Origin of the sequence: Afipia sp. P52-10, assembly GCF_000516555.1 — a bacterium.
Classification (GTDB): Bacteria; Pseudomonadota; Alphaproteobacteria; order Rhizobiales; family Xanthobacteraceae; genus P52-10.
In genome coordinates, this window is the sequence record NZ_AZSJ01000003.1 from 1618660 (window position 1) to 1636356 (window position 17697).

The window sequence follows — 17697 nt, forward strand, 5'->3', positions numbered from 1 at the left end:
AGCCCATTGAAGAGGCCGTGTTGGAGCGGTCGACCTGACAGAATGATCAAGGAAGAACGTGGCGGCCCCGTGCAGCCGCCAGAATCCTGGCAACGGATCGCGGCCGGTGATGACGTTCCACCTGTCCTGGCGATGATCGCGATGGACTTCCCGCAGCCATAGGCTCGTGCGACGCCATCCTCGCCTGCGGCATCGAGTGGCTGTGCCGGGGCAGGCTACCCGTTCAGCGCCGCTTCAACGGGCCTTGCGCTATCTCTGGCCTCACATTGCGATATCTGCTTGACGGTCGGTATTGTCCAACTCCGGCGTCGAGGATGGCAAGCGTGCCGGCTTGCTGGCCATGCTCCAACGGCTGTGACGGTGTCAGCCCCGCGCCATCCCCCGTCCGGCCGGTTCGGGCGCGGCCATCGCTGCGATCCGCAGGAATGCCGCAATGCCGACCGCGATCGCGCCGACGACCGAAAAGGCGATCTGCCAGCCCTCGGACGGCATAGTGTGCTTCACGATGCCATGGGTTGCGTGATAGCCCGCGATCGCCGCCGGGGTTACGAAGGCAAGCGCAATGGCGACGCGCAGCCAGAGCGGGCGTGCGAATGCAAGCAGCAATTGGCCGACGCCGAAAATCAGCCCGGCCGCGACCAGGCCGATCGCGAGGCCGCCCGGCCAGCCCGCGCCGGTGTCATAGGCCCACATGCCGGCGGTGACGCCGGCGAAGGCCGGGAGCGCGTAGATAGCAAGCGTAAACAGCAGCCAGCAGAGAACGCCGATGGCCGCGACGCTGAAGATGATGCCAAGGAAGATCATGGTGGTGGTCTCCGTGAGAAAAGGTCTGACGGTTGCGCCATCCACCACCACCGCGGCGCGAGCGGCAGCATAGCCGAAGATGAGCGGCCACGGGAGCGGAAATCGGCTAGGAAGTTCCGCTCGCCGGACCGGCCGCTCCCTCCGTCAGGGCTGGAAGGGATCGAATTCATGGATGATGGCGGCAGTGTCGCCGTCGTATTCGTTGGCGGGGACGACCGAAAGACTGCCGTCGCCGGCCCGGAAGATGATGATGGCGACCATGAGAGTGGTGGCGAGGCTGAAGGCGAAGGCGTGAGCGTCGTTGAGGGACATTGTTCCGGCTCCTGTCTGGAGGCGGGGGACCATCCCCCGCGCGACAGGCGCCCGATGTGTCCGGCCGAGGGCCGCAATCACCGCAGAGGCGAAGCCTCAAGGCCGCACGCTCGCGTAGCGGACCCTTCATGGGTTGATGGCGTCAGGCCATCGGCTGGACCAAGGATCAGCGCACTGGAAGCGGGGGTGGATACCCGCGATCTGAGCCGAACGCTGATCCTCTGAGGCGGAAACGACAAAGCCGAGTTGCTTCCCAACACGGCGCGAGTGCCGAAGAACCAGCCAGTGTATGTTAAGGAGTACCAATTTTGGAGGGATGCTCGATGGAGCTTGACGATCCAGAGAAGCCGGAATTTGCGTCGTGGGCCAGTTATACGAAGTTCGCCCGTCGCGTGCGGCACGAACGTCGCTACGTCTTGACCCGGGAGGAGGAGGCATTTCTTGCGACCGTCCGCGCGACGAACCGCGGTCGGGATGTCGAGTTGCCCGAGGGCATGATCCTTTTCCGCGCGCAGCGGGGTATCGATTGGCACACGCCGAAAGATGACGACGGGAACGAATTGGGGGAGGAGCCTGTCGGCTATGGCGCCGCGCGCATGAAACCCCGGCCCAACCAAGCCATCGAGGGGCGCGCCAATCCGGCAGGCATCCCTGTTCTTTATCTCGGCACAACCGAGCAGACGGTCATCTCGGAGGTGAGGCCTTGGGTGGGCGCTTCCATTTCGGTCGCCCAGTTCAAGCTCTTGCGGGCGCTCAGGGCGATCGATCTCTCGCGAGGTCACGGAAAATCGTCGTTCAGCGAAGTCGGTCTCAGGCACTTCCTCGATGGGACGCCTGTCAGTGCCGAGGTGAAGGAAAAGTCAGTTTGGATCGACATCGATAATGCCTTTTCGCGGCCAGTGACTGTCTCGGATGACGCCGCTGACTACGTGCCGACGCAGATACTGGCCGAGCTTTTTCGGGACAGCGGGTACGAGGCCATCGTCTATAAGAGCCAGTTCGGCGAGAAAGGCTTCAACGTCGTCCTGTTCAGTCCGGACGATGCTGATGCGATCAACTGTGCCCCGTATGAAGTGACCGCCATCGAGGTCGCGTTCAAGGAAATCGGCAATCGCTGGTTTGCGACCAAGCATTTGAAATCGGACCCACAAAACTAGACGTTCCTCTGCACCTCAGCACCTGTGGGTGCGACGCGGGCGTCGAAGGAGATTGGGCGGCGCTCACGCGCCGCCGAACCTCCAGACCGGGATGCCGAGCTTCTTCGCCTTGTCAGCGAGGTTGTCCTGGATGCCGGTGCCCGGGAAGACCATGACGCCGATCGGCAGCACTTCGAGCATTTGATCGTTGCGCTTGAAAGGTGCGGCGCGGCCGTGCTTCGTCCAGTCGGGCGCGAAGCCGATCTGCGGCACGCCGCGGTGGTCGGCCCAGCGGGAGGCGATCTTCTCGGCACCCTTCGGCGATTTGCCGTGCATCAGAACCATGTCAGGATGCTTGGCGCGGACTTGGTCGAGCTTCGCCCAGATCAGCCGGTGATCGTTGAATTCGAGCCCGCCGGTGAAGGCGATCTTCGGACCCGACGGCAGGAGCACTTCCTGTTCGGTGCGTTTCCTGGCGGCGAGGAAGTCGCGGCTGTCGATCATCGCCGAGGTGAGATTGCGGTGATTGACCCTCGACCCGTTGCGCGGGAGCCAGGGCTTGCCGGCGTGACGCTCGTAGTGCTCGCCGGCCCGGTCGCGCATCAGCTCGAACGCATCCTGCCGCTCGACCAGCGTCCTGCCTTCCGCGATGAGGCGCTCGAGTTCGACCGATTTGACTTCGGTGCCATCCTGTTCCCGCTGGGACCGGCGCTGCGCCTGCTCATTGTCGTCGAGGTCGCGGGCAATCCGCTCGGCGGCGCGGTGGAAGACGTTCACTGTCGACCAGAGGAGATCGTCCAAGTCGGGTTCGAGGCGGGTGTCGCCAAGGGTGGCGATCAGGGCGTCGAAGATGTCGGCGATGGCGCCGGCGACGATGTTGCCCTCGGGCAGCGGTCGCGGATCGGGTTCGTCCGCGAAGGGGCGGTAGCCATAGAGCTGAAGCTCGATCAGGGCGTGGTCGGTCGGGGAAGAGGTGTGGTGAGGTTCATGGTCGTCATGCTCGCTCATGGGATGCTCCGTCGGTTTGGACCGCGACCGTCGCGGCCTTCATGGCGACGAAGCCGTCGGGCGGGCCGGATTGGCACCCGGAGCGACAGCGCAGGGCCGAAGCGCAGCGGAGGGCCGAAGGGGCCGACTATTTTGGTTCGCGATGGAAAGGCCCGAAGGGCCGCCGGAAAATAGTCGGCCACAAGGTTGCCCGGCCGGGCCGCTTGACGGCCGATCGCCCTCTCGAAGGCCGAGGCGCGGGCCTCTTGCGATGGGGGAGCATCCGGCGACGCGGTCGACAACGAGCCGCCCCGCATCCCATTCCGGCTACGCTGCCAGCTCCATGAAGCGGGCGACGTCCTGCGGCGCGATCTGAACGCGGATTCCTGCCCGCAGCGCATCGATGCCGAGCACCCGCAGATCCTCGTTGAAGTCCCCGAGCGCCGGCGACAGCACGATCGCCTCGATACCGGCCTGTTCGGCCCGGTCGATCAATGCCGCCATCGCGCCGTCGCCTGCCGGATCGTCGTCGCGCGCGATGTAGAGCCGGCGCAGGATGTCCGGAAAGAGGATGGCGGAGAGATGGGCGGCCGAGAGCGCGGCCACCATCGGCATGGTCGGCAGGGCGCATCTGAGCGACAGCATGGTCTCGATGCCTTCACCTGCCGCCATCACCGAGCCCGCCGCGCCGAGGCGCACGGCGTGACCGAGAAGATCGCCCATAGCCCGTCTCGGCGTGTCGATCGGGGCCTTGCCGAGTGTCGCTTCGCTGAAGCCGTCAGGGTCGAGCCAGGTGCGATGTGCGCCGGTGAGCTTGCCGCCCAAGTCGGTGACGGCGGCGATCATCGCCGGCCACGTCTCGGTCGGCGAATGCTCGTCGGGCCGGTAGAAGCAGCGCGGGTGGAAGCGGAGTGATCCGGTTCCGTGCAAAGCCGTGATGCCGCGTTTCCGTAAGTACGCGTCTGCGACTGTGCTCGTAATCGGCTGCGACATGGCGAAGAGCCGTCGCGCGGCCTCCGACGATCCGGTGGGCGCCGCCGTTGGCCGCCGTTGACGATCCGGTTCGGGTTCGGGACGCGGCAGGCTCAGAAAGGCCCGAGCCTCGTCGGCGACTTGCCTGAAATCGGTGAGACCGCAGCTTTCTCGAATGACGTCGAGCAGGTCGCCATGTTCCGCGCTTGCGGCATCCGTCCATTNCCCCGCCGCGCCCTTGCCGGACTCCGGCCCGGTGAGTCGGACGAACATGGAGCGGCCGGGCGTGTTGCGAACATCGCCGACCAGCCAGTAGCGGCCCTCGCGATGACCGGCGGGCAGATAGTGCCGGCACACCGCCTCGGCCTGGCGGGCAAGTCGTCGCGCCAGTTCGGATGCGTCGTGGCGAGCCATTTACGCAGCCTCCCGTTCGGAGACGCGCTCGACCGGGTAGCGCTCCAGCACCTTCGCCAGCACACTGGCGCCGCTCGCATCAGTCGGTACGAACATGCGCAGCTTCCACGAAATGATCTCGTGGAACAGGCCGTATGCGCGGAGCCGGTCACGCATGGTGTCGGTGAAGCCCGACAGCTCGATGCGATGGGCGCCCATGACGCGGACCCGGCGCAATTGAAGTCCTTCGGCAAGGTCGAGGATCGTCCGGCCGTCGATCAGGGCCGCGAAGGCATCGTCCGGCGTCAGCGTCGTGGCGCCGGTGGCGGTCGCTTCCGCCACCCATGCCGGTGAAACCCGCCGGCCGACGATGCGCTCGCCGTCATCGGTCTGAAGCCGATAGACCCGCGTCGACTCGTTCGGCAGGCGCTTCCAGATCGGCAAGAGCAGCCCAGCGACGACATGGATGGTACTGTCAGAGAATTCCGGAATTTCGGCTAGCTCGGCGTTCCATGCCTTGGCGAACGTGCCTTCGTCGGCCTCGATCCAGTGCGTCTCGCCCATCATCTTCACCGGGATATTGTGCGCCTCCATCGGCCGGATCAGGCGGACACGCCGTTCGATCTCGCCATCGTCGAGCATGACGCTGCTGGTCGGGATCTGAACGGCGGCCCGGCCAGACCGCTCGTTAACGAGCAGCACGGCGCGATCCGAAAGATGGGCAAGGGCCTGATCGAGCGCGACCGGCCGGTTGCGTTCGCGCTGGGTGATGGTCAGCAGCCGGGTTTCCGCGCCGGTGCCGGGATGGACATGGATAGTGCGCCGACCGGTGACGACGAAGCTCTCGGCCTTGAGCGTCTCCAGCCCCAGGTCATAGGTGCCAGATGCGATGGCGCCTTCGATCCTGGCATTCAGAAGCTGCTCGAACGCCGTGAACAGGATGCCCTGGAGGTCGATGGTCAGCGCCAGCAGCCGGTTGAGAAAGGTGGTGATCGGCGGCAACTCGTCCTTGATGCCGTTCGCGTCCATGAGCGAGAGTCCGGTGGCTTCCTCGAACATCTGGAGCGAGCAGCCCTCGACCTTGCCACGCACCAGCAGCAGGTAGAGCTGCCGCAGCGCGTCGCGCGCATAGGGACTTTCCAGATTGTCCTCGGGCCGGAACAGGCCCTGACCGCCGGTCTGGCGCTGGCCGCGTGTGATCGCGCCAAGGGTATCGAGCCGCCGCGCGATCGTCGATAGGAAGCGCTTTTCGGCCTTCACGTCGGTGGCGATCGGCCGGAAGAGCGGCGGCTGCGCCTGGTTGGTGCGGTTGGTCCGCCCCAGGCCCTGGATGGCGGCGTCGGCCTTCCAGCCCGGCTCGAGCAGATAATGGACCCTCAGCCGCTGGTTCCGCGCCGACAATTCGGCATGGTAGCTGCGGCCCGTCCCACCCGCGTCAGAGAAGACAAGCACGCGCTTCTGATCGTCCATGAAGGCGGCCACATCGGCGAGCGAGGCCGAAGCGGCGCGATTCTCGACCATCAGGCGGTCGAAACCGTTTGCGCCGGTCTTGCGCACGATACGGCGGGAGCGGCCGGTGACTTCCGCCACCGTGTCGGTGCCGAAATGCTGAACGACCTGATCAAGCGCGCCGGGAACGGGCGGCAAGGAGGCGAGCTTCTCGATCAGGCGATCGCGGCGGGCGACGGCCTCGCGGCTTTCGACCGGCTGGCCGTCACGGAATACTGGCCGCGACAACAAGTTGCCCTCGCTGTCGGTGAAGGGTTCGTAGAGCTGCACCGGGAAGCTGTGCTGCAGGTACGACAGCACATATTCGCGGGGCGTGATGTCGACGCGGACGTCGTTCCATTCCTCGGTCGGAATTTCCGCAAGGCGCCGTTCCATCAGCGCCTCGCCGGTCGAGACGATCTGGATGACCGCGGCGTGACCCTGTTCGAGATCGCGCTCGATCGAGCGGATCAGCGTCGGCGTCTTCATCGAGGTCAGCAGATGGCCAAAGAACCTCTGCTTGGTAGATTCGAAAGCGGAGCGTGCCGCCGACTTCGCCTGCCGGTTCAGCGTGCCATGCTCGCCGGTGATGTTGGCGGCCTGCATCGCCGCATCGAGATGGTTGTGGATGATGGCGAAAGCCCCGGCATAGGCGTCATAGATGCGGGTCTGCTCCGGCGTGAGCTGGTGCTCGACCAACTCATATTCGATGCCGTCATAAGAGAGCGACCGGGCCGTGTAGAGACCGAGCGCCTTGAGGTCGCGCGCCAGAACTTCCATTGCCGCCACGCCGCCGGCCTCGATCGCCTCGACGAACTCGGCCCGGGTCATGAAGGGGAAATCCTCGCCGCCCCAGAGGCCGAGCCGCTGCGCATAGGCGAGATTGTGGACGGTGGTCGCGCCCGTGGCGGACACATAGACCACACGGGCATTGGGCAGCGCGTGCTGGAGGCGAAGGCCGGCACGCCCCTGCTGCGAGGCGGCCTGCTCGCCACGGTCGCCCTTGCTGCCAGCGGCATTCTGCATGGCGTGGCTTTCGTCGAAAATGATCACTCCGTCGAAGTCGGAGCCCAACCATTCGACGATCTGCCGGACCCGCGAAAGCTTCTCGCCGCGCTCGTCGGACCGCAGCGTGGAATAGGTGGTGAATAGGACGCCTTCCTGGAGCGTGATGGGTTTGCCCTGCGGGAAGCGGGACAGCGGCGTCACCAGCAGCCGCTCCATGCCGAGCGCCGACCAGTCGCGGCGCGCGTCCTCGATGAGATCGGCCTTGGAGATCCAGACCGCCTTGCGACGCCCTTGCATCCAGTTGTCGAGGATGATGCCGGCCGACTGGCGGCCCTTGCCCGCGCCGGTCCCGTCGCCGAGCATGAAGCCGCGCCGGAATCGCACGGCATTCGGCGCATCGTCACGCGCGGCCGAGACCATGTCGAAGGTCTCGTCCACGGTCCACGACCCGGCGAGGAATTCGCCATGGGCCTCGCCCGCATAGATCACCGTCTCGAGCTGGGCGTCCGACAGCAGGCCATCGGTGACGATGTTGGCCGGCAGGCGCGGCCGATAGCTCGGCTTAGGCGGCGCGACTGAGGCCATGGCCGCCGATTGCACCAGCTTGGTGGGATGTGCCTGAGAGCCGGGAATACGGATCGACTGAAGAGCGTATTCCTCATAGATCGCGTCCGTCAGGCGGGCGCCCTCGGGCAGCGTCCAGTCCACCGTCTCATAATCGAGTTCGACCGCATCGGGCTCGGCGAGGTTGGCCGGAACGGGCGTGGATGGCCGTGCGGCATATCCCCGAACGAAGCGCGGCGCGGTGGTGTGCGTGACGGCGGGAATGACGGAAACGCCTGCGGAAACGGCGACCGGCAGCCGTACCGGAACATGCGTGTCGATCCAGCCAAGCAGCGTGGCGACGTCGGGCGCGACGCCTGGCGAGGTCGGGAACACCGCCGGATCATCGGCAGGCAGTTTGTCGATGACGGTCAGGCGCGTGTCGATGGTGGTGCCGTGCCTGGCATAGACCGAGCCATTGATGGCGGCGGTGAACACCACACGCCCGCGTGCCTGCAGGCGGGTGAACGCCGCCACCCAGGCCGGGTTGTCGGGAGAAAAGTTCGCGCCGGTGATCGCCACCAGCCGCCCGCCGTCGGCCAGGCGCGCCAGTGCTGAAGCGACATGACGACAGGCGGCGTCGGCCATCCGGCCCGAGACGCTCGCCATCGCCGAGAATGGCGGGTTCATCAGCACGACGGACGGCACGACGGCCGCATCGAGATGATCGTCGATCTGCGCGGCGTCGAAGCGGCTGACGGGATTGGCCGGAAAGAGGTGGGAGAGGAGACTGGCGCGGGTCTCGGCCAGCTCGTTCAGGACCAGCGATCCGCCCGCGATCTCAGCCAGGATGGCGAGCAGGCCGGTGCCGGCAGAGGGCTCCAGCACGCAGTCGGCGGCGGTGATCGACGCGGCGGTCGCAGCTGCGAGGCCGAGCGGGATCGGAGTGGAAAATTGCTGGAAGGTCTCGCTCTCGGCCGAACGGCGCGTATGGGTGGGAAGGAGGCCGGCGATCTTCGCCAGCATCGGCAGCATGGCAGCCGGAGAGCCGGCTTTGCGGGAAAGCGCCTTTCCGTACTTGCGCAGGAACAGCACGGTCGCCGCCTCGCAGGCGTCATAGGCGGTCTTCCAGTCCCACGTGCCGGTCGCATCGGAGGCGCCGAAGGCTGCCTCCATGGCGGTGCGCAGGACGCCCGCGTCGATGCGCTGGCCGCGTTCGAGATGGGGGAGAAGAAGCCGCGCCGCCTCGGCCATGCGAGCGGCCGGATCGGTGACAGGGGCGAGCGGGAGAGACGTGGCCGCAAGGGCGACCGCGGAAGCGGAGACAATGGTCATGGAGGGAACCTCGAGGAGAGCGGGACGGGACGAACCGGCTGGCGCTCTCTCTCGACCGCACCGGCTCAAACCCGTCCCGGCCGACCTCTTCCTCTGAACGGACCGATGATGGACCCTTGGCGCTTAGCCGAAGCGGCGCCCGGAATTGGTGAAGGTGTAACCGTTGGCGATGATCGCCTCGTCGACCACGGCGTCCGATGTCTGATACTCATATTCCCGTTCGAGCTGGCGGTAGAGCCAGCGGGCAAGATCGCGCAGCGCCTCCGTCACGGCTTCCTCCGCATCGGCGGTCATGCCCTGGCAGGTTGGACTATCGCGCTCGACCGAGAGCGCCATGCAGTATTCGTGATAGTAGTGGCCGCGATGGGTGGCATCGGCGCGAAGCTGATAGAAGTTCCGCTTCTGGACCGCCTGCAAGGCGTCCGCGATCCGGTGAAGCTCGCCATCTTGCGGCGCGTGCGCCCTGATCTTGCGGGGAGCGCCTTTCGCATGGGAATAGAAGGCCTCGAAGCAGGCGCCATCGCCCTGCGACCAGAAACCGCGAAAATAAACGCGCGGCTTCTGCCGTGTGCCGCCGCCATGGAGGCGCACGGTGCGGGTCTTGAGCCGGACCCCGAGAATGGCGCAGATCGCCTCGAAGTCCTCGTAGACGAATTCGTACCAACCATCTGTGTCCATGCTTTCGCGGAACCAGGCGCGCGCCTTCTCCTTTGCCTCCACGGACAGCTCGCCGAGCTGATAGACGGTGGTTTCAACGATCCTCGGCATCGTCCGACCCTCCCGTCGCAAGCATGTCGGCGAGCCATCCGTGCGTGCCGATCCGCGCGACGGATTGGCCGGCGCCGAGATCGAGCACATGCGCGCCGCCGCCGAAGGCATCGGTGCGCGGACGCGAGCAGGTGTTGGCGTACTGGAAACCCCAACGGCCGGTGAGGCCGAAGGTCTTCGCGCAGAGCAGCACGAAGTCGATGACGCGCTGTGGGTCGCCGGCCACGTCATCGCGGATCCAGAGCCGGGTGCCGCCGTGCTCGGGCTGGATCGAAAGCAGGAAGCCGTCGGAGGGCGGGTCTTCCGCCGCGCCGTCTTCGGATAGCCTGTTGTAAAGGTCGAGCGCGCGGGCTGCGTTCTGCGGCGTGCCAACATCGAGCAGGCATGAGAAATGAGTGAAATAGTCGGCCATGTCAGGCTCCTGAAACGAGAGGAGCCCGGCTGTTCCCCGTTGCGGAGGGCCGGGCTCGGATAAGCGGATGGGGTGAAGGGATGCGAGGCGGCCGGGGCCGCCCCGCATGGTTCGGCTATTCCGCTGCGATCATGCGGGCCGGGTCATCCTCGCCGTCGGCGCTGGTGGAAGACTCGTCGTCATCGCCGGCGAGGAAGTCCGGCAATGCCTCGGTTTCTCCCTCCGTCGTCGCCACGTCAGGAGCCGGCTCGGCACCGGCAAGGCGCAGCGGCTCGGGCAGCCAGCCGGTGTCGGCGAGCAGCCGCTCGGCTTCCTTGGCCATATCGCCCTTCTTCAGATGGTCGATGAGCTGCGCGGCCCGTTCGCCCGCGCCTTCGCGCACGGCTTCGAGAATGCGCGTTTTGGTGACGCGGCCGAGATAATTGCCGACGGTCGGACGCCAGCCCGCCACGGCCATGTCGAGGCCGGTGGCGCGGGCAAGGTGATCGGCCTCGGCAAGGCGCAACTGAACCCCATGCGCGGAGATCGCGCCGCCACCATAGCGGTCGGCCCGCTCATAGAGCGCGTTGACGCCGAACGACGCGCAATGGGCGAACAGTTCGGCCTGCTCAGTGCCGGCAAGCGCGGCGAGCGCATCCCAGAGGTCGGCGACATCGACCGGCAGGCGCGCTTCCCAATCCTTGTGGCGCGCCTCGATCGCACGCGCATAGGGCGTGTCCCGCAGTTCCGGCGACTGCGCCTGAAACACCGTGCCGCGCACCGAGACTTCCATCGCGACGCCGTGGGCGCTGTAACGCGAGAAGACGTCGCGGCAGAATTTGTGCAGCACGGCCAGGAAGGCGGTTGCCGGGTCGCCCGCAAGTTTGTCCCTGAGCGCCAGCGTCCGCTCGGCGGTCAATTCCATCACGAGACGATCCGGCAGAGGCTTGATGACGTCTTCCTCCTCGTCATCCGTCTCGACGGGCTGTCCGCCGATGCTGATGATCGTGCGCTGGCTGGAACCGTCCCCGTCGGGATCGCCCGCCGTCTTCCCGTCACCATCCTCGCCGCCATCGGTGGCCGGAGCCTCGTCCTCGGGCTTCACATAGGCGCGGTCGACGAGCAGCGAGCCATCGGAATCGATGCTGACGAAAACGCCGGCGCGTGCGATGTCGGCCGGATCGTAGCGGACGGGACGGGTTTCCAGGGCGTTGATCGCGGTCTCGATCTCGCCCAGGCGCTCATCGACCTCTTCCGGCAGCTCGTCCGCCTCCTCATATTCAGCCTGGAGCTTGTCATACTCGGCGCCCAGGGCGTCGAGCGTCGCCTGTTCCTCGGTCGTGCGATCGATCGGCGTGCCTTCCAGTTCGCGCAAGCCATGGGTCACGCCATAGGGGAAGCTGACGGCAACCTCAATCCACTTCCAGCCTTCATTGGCGATCTCGTCGGCCATGACCTTCAGCTTCTCGGCGGCCAACCGGTCGAGCAGCGCCGCATCCTGCAGCCAGCCGCCATCGTCGGACTGGAACAGGTCGCGCAGGACGATGCCGCCAGCCGCCTCATAGGTGTCGATGCCGACGAAGACGGCGCGCTTGTCGGAGGCGCGCACCGTCGATTCCGTCAGCATGCGGCGGATCTGATAGGGCTCCTTCGACCAGGAGCCGGAGATTGTCTCCCAAACCTGCTCTTGGCGGGCATGATCGGAGCTGACGGTGAAGGCCATCAACTGCTCGAGAGAAATGCCATCCTCGGCATAGAGATCGAGCAGCTTCGGCGAGACGCTGGCGAGCCGCAGGCGCTGCTTCACCACATTGGCCGAGGTGAAGAACGCTGCTGCAATGTCCTCCTCGGACCGCCCTTTCTCGCGCATCGCCTGGAACGCGCGGAATTGGTCGAGGGGATGGAGCGGCGCGCGCTGGACGTTCTCGGCAAGCGAATCGTCCTCGGCGAGGATATTGGTCGCCGCATCGCGCACCACACAGGGCACGGGCGCGTTCTTGGCCAAGCGCTTCTGCTTGACCAGCAGTTCCAGCGCCCGGTAGCGGCGGCCGCCGGCGGGAATCTCGAACATGCCGGTTTCCTTGCCTTCGGCGTCGAGCACGGAGCGGACGTTGAGGCCCTGAAGCAGGCCGCGCCGGGCGATGTCCTCGGCCAGCTCCTCGATCGAGACGCCGGCCTTCACGCGCCGCACGTTGGACTGGCTGAGCACCAGCTTGTTGAAGGGGATGTCGCGCGAGGACGACAGGGTGATCTTCTGAACGGCAGTAGCCATCGGGATTTTCTCCGCGACGGGCGGCCGAAAGCCTCTCTCCCGGCCTCCAACCCGTCACGAAAATCCCCTCGGCCCTCTTCCTCTCGCGGCGGCGAAAGCGAAGGCCGAGGGGATTGAGAAGGGAGGATCGGCGGCCCGTGCGCTACAGGCACCGTCATCGTGTCAGCGCCGGGAACGGGGACGCTTCGCCACGGCGGCCAGAACATCGTCGAGCAGTCCTTCGGCCGCCCGCATCGCCCGTTCGGGCGATATCGGCGCCGGGTCGAGCCTCGCCAGCTCGCGGATGCGATGACAGCGATAGTAGGGCGACAAGATCCGCGTCAGCCTCCGCACGTCCGGGTGGCGCCGATGCAATCCGAGCCGTTCCGTGGCGGCCAACGCCTTGACCAGATCGTGCCGGACCTCATCGCGGCACCGATCGTCGTTCCATCCCGCGAAATGCAGATAGGATTTCAGCGACAGTTCGACGGCGCATCCGATGAGATGAAAGAGAACCTCGCGCGAATGGGGATCGCCCGCCGTCACGAGGTGGCGCGCCCCGGCGAGGAACTCAACCGCATTGTCGAAGAGATATTTCCCCCGCCAGCGCGTGGGGCAGTTGCACGCCGGCGCGGACGCATGACCGGCCGCGGGCGATGACGCAGCCTCCTGCCGGAGGCGTCGCCGGCCTGCTGAAGTCGGCGCGCGCATCAGGCTGCCTCCCGCTCGTCGGCGTCGGCGGACACTTGAGCAGGGCGCCCATCTTCGGGCACAAACTTTAGCAGCCAGTCGGCCGCCTTGCTGGCCTGCGACGCCGCACGGACGATGGCGCGATTGTCCTCGCGCAGGACTTCGGCCCAGGAGCCGATGTAGTCGGCGTGGCGCACGGTCGGCACGATGCCGAGCGCAGCACAGCAAAATGCCGCTGAAATCTCGGCTATCATCTCCTCGAAGGCGTATTTCTTCGTGCCAAAGGAACCGGAAAGGTCGCGATTCAGGCGATGCGGCGCCCCGCTGGCATGGGAGCATTCGTGCAGGGCCGTCCGATGCCAGTTGATGGGCTCGAAGAAGGCCTGGGGCGGCGGGACCATCACATAATCGTGCGCCGGCACATAGAAAGCACGGTTGCCTCCGATACGGAAATCGATCCCGCTCGCCTTGATCAGCGCCTCCACCTTCGGCCCGATCAGGCCGGGTTCGGGCGGCGGTGCGACAATGGCGAGGTCGTCGGGCAGGCCCTCGCATTGCGCCAGGTTGAAAACCGTAAAGCGCTTCAGGAACGGGATCGCCTGGGCTTCCTCCCCGGTTTCGCGGGCACGCTGCTTCTCATCGTCGGGGACGAAGCGATCGGCATAGACGACGGTGGTTCCACGTTCGCCCTTGCGCACATTTCCACCGAGTGAGAGGGCTTGACGGAAAGTTAGCCAGCTCTGGCACGGGAAGCCACGCTCAATCACAGCGCCCCAGAGGATCAGGACATTGATGCCGGAATAAGCTCGGCTCGTGGCGGCGTTCTTCGGCATGGCGAGCGGCGCCTTCGCCGCCGCCGTGCCCCAGGGCTGGACCCAGGGTAGCCGGCCGGCCTCCAGCTCGGCGAGGATCTTTTCGGTGATTTCGTCATAGAGGCTCGTCCGGTCGGAGTCGGAACGGGCGCGAGGAGCATGTCTGGACATCGCGGGTCTCCGCGACGGGCGCCGGAGGCCTCTCCTCCAGCCATCAACCCGTCACGGCAAACCCGGTCCGCACTCTCACTCTCGCCCGTTCAAAGGCGTAGAGACGCAGAAACGTATTCGCGGCGTACGACTTGCCCCTATTCTCGCGTCAGGGATCGAAGCCCGGAGGGGGAAGACCCGCTTGTCGGGGCTTCAGCTTTGCCGACAGCCCGGCCCGAAGGGCGACGCCCAGGTCTCTGGTTTCCTTTTTGTTCTCGCGCCGCTAGGATATCCCATGGTGCCCGATTCTTCGCTACGTTGAGCGGAGATGCACGGTCGTTCCCTTGTCGTGGCTTTTGAGAAAGGAAGCCCTCGAGCTTGCACGGATCCAACGTCAACGATCTCGTCCCCCCTCCCGTCGACCGGGGTAGCTCGGTCGAATCCTTGGCAGTTGCCTCAAGGTTGGATCTGCCCTCGTTCTTGCGGCTTTTCCAGTTGAGAGGCTCGCAGATCATGTGGTTCCTAGGCGCGGGCGCTTCGCGTTCGGCTGGCATTAAAACGGCCGGCGACATGATTTGGGACTTCAAGCAGCGACTCTACCGTTCGCAGAAAAAGCTGTCGCCATCCGCCATAACCGACATTGGGGAGGTGGTAGTCCAACGAAAGCTGCAAGCGCATTTCGATACGATCGGCAAGCTTCCACCGGCGGGGTCGGAGACAGAATACTCTGCCTATTTCGAGGCGACATATCCGTCCGCAAAAGACCGGCGGGCCTACCTGGACGAGTTGCTCAGCCGTGGTAAGCCTTCATTCGGTCATCTGGCTCTTGCCCTGCTGATGCGCGAGAAACTCTGCCGCATCGTCTGGACGACCAACTTTGATCGAACGGTCGAGGACGCAGCCGCTCAGGTTTTGGGAAGCACAGGGTGTCTGGTCGCGGCCGATCTCGGTGAGCCCGAGAAATTCCGACGCGCCTATGATGAGGGGCGTTGGCCAGTCTATGGCAAGCTGCATGGCGACTATCACTCCGACGCGCTGAAGAATACCGATGCCGAATTGCGTGCGCAGGACGTGGAGATGCGACGCAATCTGATCGATGCATGCCGTCGCCAAGGGCTCGCCGTGGTGGGTTACAGCGGGCGCGATGCCTCGATCATCGAGGCGCTGACCGAGGCCCTGGATGAGGGCCGTGGTTTCCCCGGTGGGCTGTTTTGGTTCAAGCGGAGCCAGGATGAGCCTTATCCTGCGGTTGATGCACTACTTCAACGCGCTCGGGCGCTGGGCGTCGAGGCGCATTTCGTCGAAACCGAATCGTTCGACGAATTTTTCTCCGATCTCGTGCGCTATTTGCCGCAGACAGCGGACAAGGTGCAGGCCCTGGCAGGTGCGACACGTCCACGACTTGCGAAATCGACACCGCGCACGAGTACGGGAAACACACCTGCCATCCGAACCAACGCGCTTCCACTGGTCTCTCAGCCAGCCTTGTGCCGCCTCGTGGATTGCCAGATCGGCGGCTATCAGGACATTCAGGACGCGATTAGTGCTGCGGGCGTAGATATCGATGCACATAGAATACGTGATGGGGTGCTCGCCTTCGGACGCGACACCGATGTTCGAAAGACCTTCGAACCGTTCGCGATCAAGGTGTTCGATACCCACCCGCTGGCGTCCCGGCGTCTCGTCAAGGAAACGGGAGAACGAGCGATCGTCCGCGACGCCTTGTTTCGCGCGCTCGGCAAGTGTCCTGGCGTGACTTTGCAGCGCAGGGGGCGGAGGTTCTTTCTCGTCCCAGATGCTCGGCAGGTGCAGCCTTCGATCTTCGGCACCGATCGTGTCAAACCCGTCGACCGGCTCGCCGGCACGGTTTCGGGCACGCAGATCGGGTGGACCGAAGCATGTGGATTGCGCGTCGACCATCGATTCGATCGCCTTTGGCTTCTCCTCGAACCGACGATCATAACCGATATTCCCGAGGAGACGCCGGAAGAACATGTAGAACTGGTTCGTGAGTTCGTTCGGGAGCGTCGCGCCCGGCGGCACAACCGTCACGCCAACGCCCTGCTCGACGGATGGATCACATTGATCATCGGCAAGGGCCAGAGCGTGAGGTTACGAGCCTTCGATATCGGCGACGGTGTCGATGCTGAATTCGAACTTCTGCGGACATCGGGGTTCAGCGGGGTGGGACGCCCATGAACGCCGAGGCCAAGCCCTACCGCCTGCCGGGTCACATCGTTCTGCAAGAGCCGCGGCTGCGCTTCGGCTCGAAGGATCAGCGCGATGTCGATGTCCATCCCATGGAAGGCTTGTTACGCTTCGGCCCTTACAGCAAAGACAAACTTTCGGCCGTCTCCAACCCCATCCGGATCGGAATGATCGCGCCTGCTGGACAGACCGATCGTCTGGTGGGGCAGATCCGCGAATTGGAGCAGGTTCACCAACCCCGTGAACGCAAGACCTATCTGCCCCAGTATCGCGGCTTCGAGAGTATCTTTGGAGTTCGCCTCACTCGTGGGGGGACAGGCACCAGCATCGAGTTGCCGGCGGACCTTTCCGATCGCATAGCGGCCTCACCTACGCCGCATATCGTTCTTGCCGAGGCGCTGACCCAGGCGCTTTTCGCACTGCGTAACCTTCGCGACGCTTTCGATGTCGTCGTTATTTTGCTCACCGAGGAATGGAAGACCGGGTTTCGCGGGCCGGTCGGTGATGATTTCGATCTACACGATTATGTGAAGGCCTATGCGGCCTCCGAAGGAATCTGCGTGCAGTTTCTACGGGATGTAAGTGCGCTCGACTATTTCTGCCGATGCAGCGTCGCCTGGCGGCTGGGAATTGCGCTCTACACGAAGGCCGGTGGTGTGCCTTGGGTGCTCGCAGACGCCGATCCCGGCGCGGCGTTCATCGGCATCGACTACGCTCTGCGAGCTGGCGACGGACGGGATACACGGTTCGCCATTTGCTGTAGCCAAGTGTTCGATGCCGAGGGATCGGGACTGGAATTCGTCGCCTATGAAGCAGACGGGGTCAAGATGTTCGGGAAGAACCCATTTCTGCGCCGGGAACAGATGCTGAAGGTGATGACGCGTAGCCTTGCCATCTATCAGCGCAAGCATTCGGGTGATCCGCCGAAACGCATCGTGGTCCACAAGAATACCGAGTTCCGCGATGAGGAAGTCGAAGGCGTATTCGATGCCTTCCCCAACGCCGACAACATCGAGCTGGTTCACGTCCAGCAGAGCTGTGGGTGGCGGGGCATCCTGATCCAGAAGCCACAGCAACCGCATGGCTATCCGTGTCGGCGCGGCACGACATTTCAGCTCGGCCCGCACGAGGCTCTGCTGTGGACGCAGGGTAACCTTCCCGAAGTCGCGGGTGGTAAGGACTATTACAAGGAGGGGAAGGGAACGCCCGAGCCGTTGATGCTGGTTCGGCACGCTGGTTTGGGTCCGATGGACGATCTTTGTCGGGAGACGCTGGCGTTGACCAAAATGGACTGGAACAACGACGGACCGTATGATCGGCTACCGGTCACCCTAAATTTCGCCGGGACACTCGCCACGATCGTCAAGCGTATGCCGAAGCTGGAGCCACATTCCTATCCAGTTCGCCTTTTCATGTAGCCGCAACATCTCTTAGCGGTGAAGGTCGGGC

The 17697-nt window shown here is 64.9% G+C and carries 13 protein-coding genes; 3 read left to right on the plus strand and 10 right to left on the minus strand.

Annotation, left to right across the window (positions count from 1 at the left end):
* Positions 1-363: 363 nt before the first annotated feature.
* Complete coding sequence (locus tag X566_RS09070; protein ID WP_034465401.1) at positions 364-804, minus strand: hypothetical protein; 441 nt, start codon at positions 802-804, stop codon at positions 364-366.
* A 144-nt stretch (positions 805-948) separates the two neighbouring features.
* Positions 949-1116: a hypothetical protein gene (locus X566_RS25145; protein ID WP_173402568.1), complete on the minus strand. Its 168-nt coding sequence runs from the start codon at positions 1114-1116 to the stop codon at positions 949-951.
* Positions 1117-1439: 323 nt separating this feature from the next.
* Between X566_RS25145 and X566_RS09075 the strand changes: the two genes are divergently transcribed.
* Positions 1440-2273 carry an RES family NAD+ phosphorylase gene (locus X566_RS09075; RefSeq protein WP_034465404.1) on the plus strand — a complete coding sequence of 278 codons (834 nt, stop codon included), beginning with the start codon at positions 1440-1442 and terminating at the stop codon, positions 2271-2273.
* A gap of 63 nt (positions 2274-2336) precedes the next feature.
* On the opposite strand, the gene X566_RS09080 is transcribed toward X566_RS09075, so the two are convergent.
* From X566_RS09080 to X566_RS09115, 8 genes are all read right to left on the minus strand, one after another.
* Positions 2337-3260: a DUF2493 domain-containing protein gene (locus tag X566_RS09080; protein WP_034465406.1), complete on the minus strand. Its 924-nt coding sequence runs from the start codon at positions 3258-3260 to the stop codon at positions 2337-2339.
* 306 nt (positions 3261-3566) lie between these two features.
* Complete coding sequence (locus X566_RS09085; RefSeq protein ID WP_034465407.1) at positions 3567-4625, minus strand: toprim domain-containing protein; 1059 nt, start codon at positions 4623-4625, stop codon at positions 3567-3569.
* Positions 4626-8978, minus strand: a complete 4353-nt coding sequence (locus X566_RS09090) for a strawberry notch family protein (RefSeq protein ID WP_034465408.1) — start codon at positions 8976-8978, stop codon at positions 4626-4628.
* A gap of 123 nt (positions 8979-9101) precedes the next feature.
* On the minus strand, positions 9102-9746 hold the full coding sequence (locus X566_RS09095; protein ID WP_034465410.1) for a hypothetical protein: 645 nt from the start codon (positions 9744-9746) through the stop codon (positions 9102-9104).
* On the minus strand, positions 9730-10158 hold the full coding sequence (locus X566_RS09100) for a hypothetical protein (protein ID WP_034465412.1): 429 nt from the start codon (positions 10156-10158) through the stop codon (positions 9730-9732). The genes X566_RS09095 and X566_RS09100 overlap by 17 nt, the downstream gene beginning before the upstream one ends.
* A 115-nt stretch (positions 10159-10273) precedes the next feature.
* Positions 10274-12409 carry a ParB/RepB/Spo0J family partition protein gene (locus X566_RS09105; protein WP_034465414.1) on the minus strand — a complete coding sequence of 712 codons (2136 nt, stop codon included), beginning with the start codon at positions 12407-12409 and terminating at the stop codon, positions 10274-10276.
* 162 nt (positions 12410-12571) lie between these two features.
* Complete coding sequence (locus X566_RS09110) at positions 12572-13099, minus strand: hypothetical protein (protein ID WP_034465415.1); 528 nt, start codon at positions 13097-13099, stop codon at positions 12572-12574.
* The gene (locus X566_RS09115) at positions 13099-14061 is read right to left on the minus strand and encodes an ArdC family protein (RefSeq protein WP_034465417.1); all 963 of its coding nucleotides are present in this window, start codon (positions 14059-14061) and stop codon (positions 13099-13101) included. The genes X566_RS09110 and X566_RS09115 overlap by 1 nt, the downstream gene beginning before the upstream one ends.
* A 357-nt stretch (positions 14062-14418) precedes the next feature.
* Between X566_RS09115 and X566_RS09120 the strand changes: the two genes are divergently transcribed.
* Positions 14419-16239, plus strand: a complete 1821-nt coding sequence (locus X566_RS09120) for an SIR2 family protein (RefSeq protein WP_152539828.1) — start codon at positions 14419-14421, stop codon at positions 16237-16239.
* A complete protein-coding gene (locus X566_RS09125) occupies positions 16236-17666 on the plus strand; it encodes a Piwi domain-containing protein (protein ID WP_034465422.1) in 1431 nt (476 codons plus the stop codon). The genes X566_RS09120 and X566_RS09125 overlap by 4 nt, the downstream gene beginning before the upstream one ends.
* Positions 17667-17697 lie beyond the last annotated feature (31 nt).

What these genes read in the sequence shown, in the direction of transcription:
- X566_RS09070 (WP_034465401.1), bottom strand. Translation starts at nt 804, where the DNA reads ATGATCTTCCTTGGCATCATCTTCAGCGTCGCGGCCATCGGCGTTCTC.
- X566_RS25145 (WP_173402568.1), bottom strand. Translation starts at nt 1,116, where the DNA reads ATGTCCCTCAACGACGCTCACGCCTTCGCCTTCAGCCTCGCCACCACT.
- X566_RS09075 (WP_034465404.1), top strand. Translation starts at nt 1,440, where the DNA reads ATGGAGCTTGACGATCCAGAGAAGCCGGAATTTGCGTCGTGGGCCAGT.
- X566_RS09080 (WP_034465406.1), bottom strand. Translation starts at nt 3,260, where the DNA reads ATGAGCGAGCATGACGACCATGAACCTCACCACACCTCTTCCCCGACC.
- X566_RS09090 (WP_034465408.1), bottom strand. Translation starts at nt 8,978, where the DNA reads ATGACCATTGTCTCCGCTTCCGCGGTCGCCCTTGCGGCCACGTCTCTC.
- X566_RS09095 (WP_034465410.1), bottom strand. Translation starts at nt 9,746, where the DNA reads ATGCCGAGGATCGTTGAAACCACCGTCTATCAGCTCGGCGAGCTGTCC.
- X566_RS09100 (WP_034465412.1), bottom strand. Translation starts at nt 10,158, where the DNA reads ATGGCCGACTATTTCACTCATTTCTCATGCCTGCTCGATGTTGGCACG.
- X566_RS09105 (WP_034465414.1), bottom strand. Translation starts at nt 12,409, where the DNA reads ATGGCTACTGCCGTTCAGAAGATCACCCTGTCGTCCTCGCGCGACATC.
- X566_RS09110 (WP_034465415.1), bottom strand. Translation starts at nt 13,099, where the DNA reads ATGCGCGCGCCGACTTCAGCAGGCCGGCGACGCCTCCGGCAGGAGGCT.
- X566_RS09115 (WP_034465417.1), bottom strand. Translation starts at nt 14,061, where the DNA reads ATGTCCAGACATGCTCCTCGCGCCCGTTCCGACTCCGACCGGACGAGC.
- X566_RS09125 (WP_034465422.1), top strand. Translation starts at nt 16,236, where the DNA reads ATGAACGCCGAGGCCAAGCCCTACCGCCTGCCGGGTCACATCGTTCTG.